General features: G+C 44.1%; 7 protein-coding genes. 5 read left to right on the plus strand and 2 right to left on the minus strand.

The window, feature by feature from the left end; genetic code table 11:
* Positions 1-29: 29 nt before the first annotated feature.
* From BLU80_RS05330 to BLU80_RS05345, 4 genes are read left to right on the plus strand one after another with little or no spacing between them, the layout of a single operon-like run.
* A complete protein-coding gene (locus tag BLU80_RS05330; RefSeq protein WP_091394603.1) occupies positions 30-1,268 on the plus strand; it encodes an extracellular solute-binding protein in 1,239 nt (412 codons plus the stop codon).
* Between the two features lie 29 nt (positions 1,269-1,297).
* Positions 1,298-2,404 (plus strand): Gfo/Idh/MocA family protein, encoded by a 1,107-nt coding sequence (locus tag BLU80_RS05335; RefSeq protein ID WP_091394606.1) that lies wholly within the window; start codon positions 1,298-1,300, stop codon positions 2,402-2,404.
* A 25-nt stretch (positions 2,405-2,429) separates the two neighbouring features.
* Positions 2,430-2,879 carry a MaoC family dehydratase gene (locus BLU80_RS05340; protein ID WP_091394610.1) on the plus strand — a complete coding sequence of 150 codons (450 nt, stop codon included), beginning with the start codon at positions 2,430-2,432 and terminating at the stop codon, positions 2,877-2,879.
* 27 nt (positions 2,880-2,906) lie between these two features.
* A complete protein-coding gene (locus BLU80_RS05345) occupies positions 2,907-3,986 on the plus strand; it encodes an L-rhamnose/proton symporter RhaT (RefSeq protein WP_091394615.1) in 1,080 nt (359 codons plus the stop codon).
* A gap of 118 nt (positions 3,987-4,104) precedes the next feature.
* Here the strand turns inward: BLU80_RS05345 and BLU80_RS05350 are convergent, their stop codons facing one another.
* Positions 4,105-6,216, minus strand: coding sequence for an aceric acid hydrolase (locus BLU80_RS05350; protein ID WP_211481751.1), 2,112 nt, complete (start codon positions 6,214-6,216; stop codon positions 4,105-4,107).
* A 53-nt stretch (positions 6,217-6,269) separates the two neighbouring features.
* A complete protein-coding gene (locus BLU80_RS05355) occupies positions 6,270-9,860 on the minus strand; it encodes a glycosyl hydrolase (RefSeq protein ID WP_091394618.1) in 3,591 nt (1,196 codons plus the stop codon).
* Between the two features lie 436 nt (positions 9,861-10,296).
* Here BLU80_RS05355 and BLU80_RS05360 point away from each other — a divergent pair, with 436 nt between their 5' ends.
* Complete coding sequence (locus tag BLU80_RS05360) at positions 10,297-11,172, plus strand: AraC family transcriptional regulator (protein WP_091394620.1); 876 nt, start codon at positions 10,297-10,299, stop codon at positions 11,170-11,172.
* The last annotated feature ends 7 nt before the right edge of the window (positions 11,173-11,179 follow it).

Consider the following 11,179-nt stretch of genomic DNA (forward strand, 5'->3'; position numbering starts at 1 on the left):
TTAATAAATCAGACCCATTTTCAATCCTTATGCAGACAGGTCAGTTCCATATTGCAATCAGAAAATTTGAACCATTTGAGCGATTCATACAAGCAAGATGGCAGGATTTCTGCGCTGAATCAGGATGCAGACTTGAGCTATGTGCTGCAGCGATGGATCTCCCTGAGCTCCACCGTTCCCTGCTGACAGAGAACGGACTGAAAAACGGCCATTGGGATATAGCCCTTATCAGCTCCGATTGGATTAAAGAGGCGATCGCAACAAAGGCAGTGCTTCCCATAGAGCCTTTGATTCAACAGGAAGATTATTTTACCCCGTGGCCCGCTTCATTACTCAGAAGCCAGCAATCCGGAAATAATCACTTCGCAGTCCCTTTCCATGACGGACCGGAATGTCTTATCTACCGAAAGGACTTATTTGAGGATCCCAGGCATTGCAGCGGTTTTTTGGCGCAGTATGGCTATGTACTTGAACCGCCTAAAAACTGGGAGACTTTTTATGATATAGCCTGTTATTTTCAAAATAAAGAACCGGGGTTATGCGGTACTGCCCTGGCGGCTTATCCGGATGGTCATAATGCCGTATATGATTTTTGTATACAGGCCTGGACAAGGGGGGCGGATTTCACTTCAGCCAATCCATCCATTAACCTGCAAAACCAGGGGATTATAGACGGTCTGCATTTTTACCGCAAACTCGCAAACAGCAGCCATGCGCTCCACAAAGACTCTTTCAATATGGATTCCGTCAAATTAGGAGCAGCATTTGCCGGCGGTGAACTTGCCATGATGATCAACTGGTTTGGATTTGCCACTTATGCGGCCCAACTTGACAATAGTCCTGTTAAAGATAAAATAGGCGTAGCCCCTATCCCCCATCAGGTGGACAAGCCTTCCGTATGCCCTAATTCTTATTGGATGTACTGCATCGCAAGCGGCTCTGCCAACAGCGCTGTGGCCATGGACTTCATCCAATTTGCCTCCCAACCCAAATATGATATTGCCCTCACTTTAAATGGAGGCATTGGTTGCAGAAAATCTACCTGGCATGACCCGGAGGTCAATAGTCAGTTACCGTTTTTTAATCAGCTGGAAGCCATACACGAACTGGCCAGGGAATTACCCGACTGGCCCAACTGGCCGGCCATCGCACAAATTATTGATGAGGTGATGATACAAACCGGCACCACAACCCAAGAAATAGAAAGTATCCTTTTTGCTGCACAACAAAAAATTGATCTGCTGCAAAGCACTCCGGCAGTAAATTAAATACCGGAATCTAAAAACGAAACCACATAATGGATAAATTAATTGACATCAGCAGTATTACCCGGGTACAGCTTCGCTATCCAAAGCCTGAGACGCCGGTCCCTATTATTATAATCGGAGCCGGTGGCATTGTCAGAGATGCCCATTTACCCGCTTATACGGAGGCGGGACTGGAAGTATTTGCCATTGTCAACCGAACCATCAGCAAAGCAAAAGCACTGGCCGAAACCTTTAACGTGCCGCGCGTATTCGCTACCATACAGGAGGCCGTCAGCATTGCGCCCAAGGACGTCATTTATGACATGGCCCTTATGCCTGCCCAATACATGGAAATCTTAAAGCACCTGCCCGATGAATCAACGGTACTCATCCAAAAACCAATGGGGGAAACGCTGCAGGAAGCGCAAGAGCTACTGGCACTCTGCAGAAAGAAACGACTGAAAGCAGCCATCAATTGTCAGTTGCGGTATGCGCCTTATGTGCATATTGCCCGCCAGATGATACAAAAAGGACTCCTGGGAGACATTTACGACATGGAAGTCAGACTCACCACCTATACGCCCTGGGAGATCTTCCCCCATGTGGCGGTCAACAAAAGACTTGAAATCCTTTATCATTCTATCCATTATATGGACCTGATCCGAAGTTTTCTTGGGGAACCTGATAGCATTATCAGCAAAACATTCGGGCATCCTGACAAACCCTTTTCTTCCACCAGGACCACCACGGTATTCTCTTATGGCAAAAATAAAAGAGCAGTTATCAACACCAACCATGACCATAACTTTGGCCCGGATCAGCAGGAAAGCTTTATCAAATGGGAAGGCACCCAAGGTGTTATCAAGGCTAAAATGGGCCTGCTCCTGAATTACCCTAAAGGAACAAGTGACGCATTTGATTATTATCTGGCTAATGACCCAACAAAGGCCGGATGGCAAAAACTGAATATTCAGGAAAGCTGGTTCCCGGATGCCTTCAGAAATATCATGTTCGCCCTGCAAAGATTCAAAGAAGGTTCAGACAGCATATTAACCAATCACGTTGAGGATGTTTTTCATACGATGGAGTTGGTGGAAGCTGCCTACCAGTCCGATAAACTAGACGGCCACCATATCCCTACAGGGAATATTATATAATTATTGATACAGAAAAATTCATCAGATGCATATCCACCAACAATTCTATGAACAATATACATTAGGAGACTCCAGAACAAGCCTAGGCAGAACAATTACAGAAAGTGATATCGTTTTACACGCTGGTCAGACAGGTGATTTCTTCCCTCATCATATGGATGCTGAATGGTGTAAAACGCAGCCATTTAAACAAAGAATTGCACATGGCACTTTAATCTTTAGCATCGCCATTGGCCAGACGGCTACCCAGATTAATCCGGAAGCCTTCTCAAAGGGCTACGACAGATTACGTTTTATAAAGCCCGTATTTATAGGTGACACCATCCGCACGAAAGTAACCATTACCGAAGCGGTATTGGATAAAAAACCGGGTTTTGGGAAAATCGTCGAACATGTAGAAGTATTTAATCAACAGGATACGCTGGTGATGGTGTGCGACCATATCCTGCTGGCCAAACTACAATCCGGTGCATAATTCCAGTAAAGTTTAAATAAGTAATCAATGATGACACCCAACCCGATTGAGGGCATCGGCTTACATGCGATCGGAGCCACCTCCGCTTCCACCTGCTATTTACCTTTTCATAAAACTAAAAAATGGTCCTGGGTATCTTACTGGCTCATCCAGTCACTTTTTGCCTGGATTTTGACGCCATTAGCTTTAGCGTTACTGACGATTCCTCATTTTTTCGATGTGATTCACGAAGCTTCCGCCCAAACGCTCTGGCTAACCTTTTTATTCGGGGGGATGTATGGCTTCGGCGGCATGTCCTTCGGCTTTGCCACCCGCTATATTGGCTATTCCCTCACCTATGCCATCTCCATAGGTCTGTCAGCAGTACTGGGCACTCTGCTACCGCTTTTGCTGCACGGGACTTTAGGCACCTATTTTGGTGGGGAAGACGGACATATCATCGCCGTCGGTATGATCATTGCCATGATTGGCGTAGGATTATGCGGTGTGGCCGGATTTAAGAAAGAACAGGAAATTAAATTATCACAGTCAGGCAGCCATATACACACAAAGCAGTTTAATATGCGTCTCGGCCTCTTGCTGGCAATCATAGCGGGTGTTCTGTCGGGTGTATTTAATATTGCCTTAGAATACGGGCAGCCCGTCTCTGATATTGCCGCACAAAAAGGTGCAGGCATATTTGAGGGGAATGCCAAACTCGTGATCGCAACCAGTGGATGTTTTGTGATCAACTTCATCTGGTTTACCATACTTGGCCTCCGAGAAAAACGATTCAAAGAGTTCAGCAGCAGCCATTACTTATCCAAAGAGAATAATCAGATAATACCGGATAAGGCCAGATTATGGAAGAACATATGCTGGTCCGCCTTTGGCGGCATTCTATGGTGTATGCAATTCTTTTTTTACGGACTGGGGCATGTCAAAATGGGGCATCTGCAATTTGCCAGCTGGGTCATCCATATGTCCATGCTGATTTTCTTTAGTTTTGTGGTAGGCATAGGCATGAAAGAATGGAAAAACGTCTCCGGAAAAACTTATAGTATTTTAATTATCGCCTTAATTACCCTGGCCGCCTCATTTATAATAATGAGTTATGCCGGCCTTTAGATAAACATTCGTTTTATCATTAAAAACAAACAGATCTGATGGCTATATGTATAAAATACCGCCAGATCTGTTTATTTTTAAATCATCAGACATCTCCTTCAGCAGATTTTTGTCTATTCTATTTACCTGCCAGTGGCAACCAGACCTCCATATCGTCGCGGCCTCTGTTTTCCCAACCATAATATGGAATCATTCTGATTTTAACAGGCCTGGCCGCGCCTGCTGATAGCGGATAATAAAGCAAATCCTTACTGAGTTTCTGTGTATTTAATTGGGCAGTCGTTTCCAGCGCCACCAGTGTTTGAGGTCCGATTTTTTCTTTTACCGCAGTCCATTTGCAGTTTTTATCAATAGAGATATCCGTTATACCTACCTCTGCCGGTAAATCCTCAGATTCCAGGCAATAAACAACAGGACCTCTTTGTACCGCTACCTGCCCCCGGTTTGCCTCAACCATTGGGTTAGCTGCCATCAGTTTTACTTCCATGGGAAAATCGAGCTCAATTTTATCCCCTTTTTTCCAATATCTTGTAAGCGTCAGATAAGAACCGGGAAGAACCTCCTGGTCCACCTTTTGGCCATTTATTTTTACGGAGGCCCCATTGGCCCAGCCTGGAATCCTTAAATAAAGAGAATAGCTGCTTTTGGGCATGGCAGCAAGTGTCAATAAAATATTACCATCCCAGGGATAATCGGTGCTTTCATTAATAGAGATCCTTTCTCCTTTATCACTTACGGTTTCCAGCTGATTGGCTCCATACAAATGAATATATAGTCCCTGCTGATCCAGTCCGTACACATAATCACTGGCTTCGGCAATGGTTCTGACTACATTTGGCGGACAACAAAAGGAATAGCCTATATAAGGATCTCTTGGCAGCTCCGACCAGCGTAAGGTAAATGGCTGATGACGGTTATATGCCAAAGGATTGGCATATAAAAAAGTCTTTCCATCCAGACTAATCCCGGACAGGATACTGTTATATAAGGTTCTTTCCAATACATCCGCATATTTCTCCTGACCCGTAATCTGCAACATGCGCCAATTCCATAACAGATTACCGATATTGGCGCAGGTCTCATCATGAGCCGTATAATTGGGTAGCTGGTAAGGTCGTCCATATGCCTGAGCCACCTGTTGAATCTCTTCGGGATGATAAGAAGTTCCGTCAGGCGAAACGCCGTCATATAAAGCGCCACAGCCACCTGTAATATACATCTTGCGATAAACCACGTCTTTCCATATCGCGTCCAAAGGTTTAAACAAGGAACTATCTCCTGTTTCCAAAAAGACATCTGCAGCCCCTGCATATAAATAATTAGCCCTTACGGCATGGCCAACGGCCGTTCGCTGCTGCCTGAAAGGGATCCTGTCCTGATTCTGATCCGTGCCATTTGTCACACCATCCCTGAGGTTCATTAGTTTTTTGGCCAGTTCCAGATACTTCTTATCACCAGTCGTTCTATAAAGCTCCACAACCCCCATATAATGGGCCGGGCAGATGGCACTTCTGGCAAGGGTGGGTGAAGAGTGATCATAATATTTTTCCAGAAACCCGGCCGCCTTTTGGGCCACATTAAGCAAACTGGTTTTCCCCGTGGCCCTGTAATAAATACAGGCCGTAGTCATTAAATGTCCCATATTATAGGCCTCAAAGCTCAAAGTGTCTCCAAAAACTTTTAAAGAATCGGGATGGAGCTTTGCGGTAATTTCTACCTGTGTACCTAAATAACCGTCCGGTCTTTGTGCCTTGGCCACTACCTGAATCACATCATCCATCAGTTTATCCAGTTTTGCAGACCTGGTATGGGCATATACAGCAGCAGCGCCTTCCAGCCACTTTAAAAAATCGCCATCCATAAATGGAGGACCTACATGAATACCCGTATCCAGACCGGCTGCTATTTTAAAGTTTTTAAATCCATGGCTCAGGCTGTCGTTATTAAACAAATTCCACATATTGGGCACCATAGAGCTATCGCAGACTTCAAACCAGTCCGCCCAAAAACCATTTGTCCATTGAACCGACTGCATCGGAACCCCATGCATCCTGGCATACGGGCTGTGTCTGGTATCCGTAACGCCCGCATTTTGAAAAGGAGTTCCCGGCTCTCTCACACTGTTTTGTGCTTTTGAATAAAAACAGGATAAAAATCCGGCCATCAATAAGCAGGCCTTCCATGGCGTAAAGTAGTGATATTTTAAACGACCGCTGGTTTTCATACGCATAATTAAAACACTTTAAAAATCTGGTTTAAATAAGAGGTTTGCAAGGTCCGAATCTAATTGTCAACAGCCCTGTCCTTGTTTACGGGTATCAGTTGAACAGGGCCCAGCAATCCTGCACTCAGAAGTGTATCTCCTTGTAAATTAAACGGACAGGTTGTCCAGGTTTGTCTTTCATTTACAGGCAGTGCTTCATCTCGTAAAATCCTGTTCGCCCAGGTATTAGCCACCTTGATTTCCAATATATTTTCGCCTTCCTTCAGGTTCTTTGTAATATCAAGCTGATAAGGCATGGTCCAGGCGACACCACAATCCTTTCCATTTAAAAGAACGCTGGCTATATTTTGAACCTGACCCAGATCTAGTAAAATACGCTGATTAACTGCCCCTGAAATGGCTTTACCACTGCTCCAGTTAAATCGCATCTTGTAACTGGCAATACCCGAATAATAGCGTATACTATCTAATATGGATGTTCGCCAATCATATAAAGTATCAAAAGCCACCGGTCTGACTGGTCCTCCATAGGCTGGATCAAACTGAACTTGCCAGGGCCCTTTTAAATCCTGAACCCCGGAGGGATCATTTGACAGCCCCGTCACACTTTCTGCTTTACCGGAGGCATTTTTTTCATTGTCTACATCCTTTAATAAGATAAAAAGAGACCCGCTGACTGGCAGTCTTAATGTCAGCTCGGTTCTCTGCTTATTGGTGCTCCATTCAGACGCATTCGTCAGCGTCCCTGTAACCGCATTATACAACAAAGGGCGCTTCCCAGAGACCCGCAGACTCACGCTGATCAGTTTTTCTTCAGTCGATTGATTGGACACAAAATAAATATCGGAGACTCCTAACTTTTTCAGATCAGGCACATCCGGATTTGCTGATGCCAGCCGCTCACCAATCATCTGCGGATTTATTTTTCTATGATTCCAGGCAATCCCTTTGGTCTGACGGCCTGTAGCATCTGTCGCCTTAAAATCCTTAGAAATATCTAAAAGACTGAGATCCGGTTGTCCGTAATCACCCAAAAAAACGCGTCCTTTTCCTACTGACCGAATATAATCCTTATCCCGGTGTGCCTTAAAAAAAGACGCTGAGCCTAACAGCTCCTCTATTACTTTATGTAAAGAGTCCACAGACCTGCCCTTAGCTTCCAAACCAGATAAATACCTTGGGTATCTGTCCATAATTAAGGTTGCCCCTGCCCTGGTAAGTCTTAATAGTGCGCGGGCCACATCCAGGGTCATAAACGGGCTGTCCGGATCCATCTTTTCTAAATCCGGCACGATCAGGACGCTATAACTATTATCACCGCCAAATAAAACCCCTCCCTGCGCATTCATGTGCGCTAACCGGACTAAAGCATCTGCGTTCACCGCGTCATATTTATACCCGTTTAAAGGATCTACCCAGTCCTTTGCAGTCGTAATCCCTGCGGAGGAGGTCACTTTTTCAGGAATATGCTGTAACGGATTCCCTTTATTCTCAAGCCGGCTTTTTTCCGCAAGTATCCTGCCTGCTCCAAATAATCCAGGCAAGGTTTTGATAAGTCTGTCTGGCAAAACTGACCTGGATGGGATTTCCATCCCGTTAAAAACTGCAATATCAGTAACCGGTGTACCTTGCTGTAGCAAAGCCTGTGTCCTTCTGGTATAGTCCATCCAACCACGGACCATGGGCCACCAGGTCTGATTGCGCTGAAAATACAAACCAACTCCGCCAAGTGTCATTCCTGGTGCTCTGTCCAACCAGGGATTCTCACCAAAAACATGAAATACCAGCCGGTTGATCCCCATGGCGTAATGATGATCCTGCAAGGCTTTTAACATCCCGGGATATTCATCCCATTTATTACGAAGCTCAGTAAATGCCTCGGACTGAACAACGCTTTTACCATATATATGAGCGCCGCTTATAGCATCCAAAATATCGTTAGGCTTATCATGCGTAGGGCTTCTTAACCAAAATTCTCCCATCGGAAAATCTACTTTATCAAAATGACGCATCCCGTCCCCCACCATTACCGGAGCTGTAGCTTCAGCTGCAATCTGATAGCCACCCTGATGCGCCAGTTGCTGTAAGGTTCCAAAATAATTTTCATTCAACAGTTCCGAAATAGTCAGACGGACATCATATAAAAACTTTTCAGACAGACTGGCTGAGCCGATCGGGTAACCAGCCATCACTGGCAGGTACTGTATCGGATCATAACCTCTGCGCTTTAAAAATTCCTGTCTGAAAACGGGAGACCAGTTCTGCGATCCGCATTCCCAGCTGTCCATATAAAAAACCCTGAGTACATTACCCGCTAATTCAGGACCTAATTTTTTAATTGCCTGGCCGAACCAGCTGTCATATTGTAATTTTACGGCCTTGGGATTAAACTTATCACTTTCTAAACCTTTTGCTCCGCCTGCCGTGCTGTTAATGGAACCGGTTGAAGAATGGCCCATCCTGAGTATCGTCCATTTACCAGGCGGCGGCCTCCATTTAAGCTTGCCATCAGACTGTAAAAAGGAGGTTATATTGATAACACTATCCACTGTAATACAATCCCTGTCAGGAATTAAGGCAGTATCTGCTCTTTTAGCAATCCGCCAGATCGCTCCTGATTTTCCCAAAAAATGAGGAATTCTGGCACGGCTGCTTAATATCAGGCCAGTTAGTTTTAAACTGGGACTCCATTTAGCATCATCCAGATCTTCACTGCCGGGTTCCGTGCCTGCCGGATCATAAACAAAACGAAAATATTTTGAACTTACAGCCGCAATGGAATAATATACAGGCAGCGAGTAATCCTGCCATCCGCTGCGAGCGGGTTCCAGTTGTGTATAAAACCGGTAATCCCTGCCATTATCACTTATAAAAATACGCAATCTTTTCGCCTGAAAAGTTATTCCCTTAGTCCTGATTTCAATTGTCCTGCAGGTGAACGGCTCCTTATAAGCGAAATCAATCCAACAAGGCTCCTTACTGGAGAAATTAATGGTATTATCAGCATTGATTAATACACCGGGATCCTGTCCTTTGACACTCGATGTCACGACGGGCTTTACTTGCTCCGGTGCCCCTTCTGCTCCTTTTTGAGCCGGGAAGGCATAAACAGCAATATCCTGATAATATCCGGCTTTAATATCCTTTGATTTTGGCAATGTAAGCTGAACTGTTTTGCCGCCGGTAATACTCGTATCTGACCAGACTATTCTCTGCATCGATAAATCCGGTGTGATCCACGGACCTCCTGAAGTTGCAAAACCGTCTCCTATATGCATCCCCAGTTTTAAACCAAGGCTATCCGCGATAGTAAAAGCATATTTCACCATTTGCCACCATATGGGTGTCAACTGAACAACAGGCGGATCAATCAGTAAGGAATCAGGTTTCCCCTTTATACAAACCAAATAAGCGCCTGCAATTCCTTGCTGTTTCATGGCTACCAGATCAGCTCGGATGCCTGCTTTAGAAACGCTGGCCTCCATCCAATACCAAAGCACCCAGGGCTTAGCTTCATTAAATCCGGCAACGTCCGGTGCCTGCCTTTTAATGTTCTGGCCTTTTGCTTCATGAATAAGTAAAAGGCTTACAAACAGCAGGCAAAAAACCGCGGTTCTTAGCGGAAGAAAATTATTGGTATTATCTGACATATCTGAACTTAACCTGTTGTAGCATTGTAATTAGGAAAAAATCTGATTTTTTTCTGAAAACTCAGATGATTTATTGGATGATAAAGGGGGTAGCGCCGCTACATCCCGATAAAATTTAACTCGTGTAAATTTACTTAAACTCAGCTACATAAAAGCACCAAAATCTTATCAAAAGTATTCACAGAATTTATCAATTAAGCCCTCAACCTTTTATCTTTCAGGCACTTATTTTCCCGGCATCGATTGCATAGATAATGAGTAAGGATTAGAAAGAACTTTCTTAAATTTGTTTATGACTTTGGACAGGGTGAGTCAGGCCTCCTAAGACACATATTTAATTAAAAATCAAATAAACTTTAAAGGCAACAGGTGCCATATTAACAACACCTGCCCTTATCATACATTCTGATATTTCACCTTTTTAAAAAAGCAGATTATGAAACCTCAATTCCATAAAGTTCCCCTGCTAGCTAATAGTTCCTATGTAGCCCGCCATGAATTTAAGCGGCAGCACACGGAAACCAATTGGCATTATCACCCGGAAATGGAACTGGTTTATATCAAGCGCGGTAATGGCTCCCGGTATATTGGCAATAATATCTCGCCATTTGAATCAGGTGAAGTGATTTTACTTGGAGAAAATATACCCCATATCTGGAGATTTAATAAAGACGCAAATGCAACCGGTCACCAGATGGATGCAGAAGCGTTATCTATTCATTTCCATCCGGAATGCCTGGGGAAGGATATTTTTCAATTGCAGGAAGCCTATTTATTACCTCGCCTTTTTGAGAAAGCGAAAAGCGGACTGGTCGTAAAAGGTGAGGCAAGAGAAAAAATTGCCGGCTTCATGCTTGAAGCAATGGAGGCAACCAATCTGGACAGGATTATCATTTTATTGAAAATACTCAAAACACTTGCCGAATCTTCAGAGTTAACGCCTATCTGCATTTCTCATAATGTCCCGCCCAAATCCAGCGAATACGATCAGGCCAGGCTGAATGAAATTTGCGCCTATACGCTTTCCAATTACAAAAACGATATCACCTTAGAAGAAATTTCTGCCATCAGTCATTTAAGTACGACTTCTTTTTGCAGGTATTTTAAGTCGATGACCAAAAAGACCTATTATAATTTCTTAAATGAAATCAGGGTAAGTCAGGCCTGCAAATTGCTGATAGAAGACAAAATACCTACTAATATCATTTGTTTTGAAAGCGGATTTAACAACATCTCCAACTTCTACCGGCATTTTAAAAAGGTGACAGGCGTTACACCTTTTGAATACAAGAAAAAATATCTGAGCTGTTAAAACACCT

The organism is Arachidicoccus rhizosphaerae (assembly GCF_900107765.1).
Taxonomy (GTDB): Bacteria; Bacteroidota; Bacteroidia; order Chitinophagales; family Chitinophagaceae; genus Arachidicoccus; species Arachidicoccus rhizosphaerae.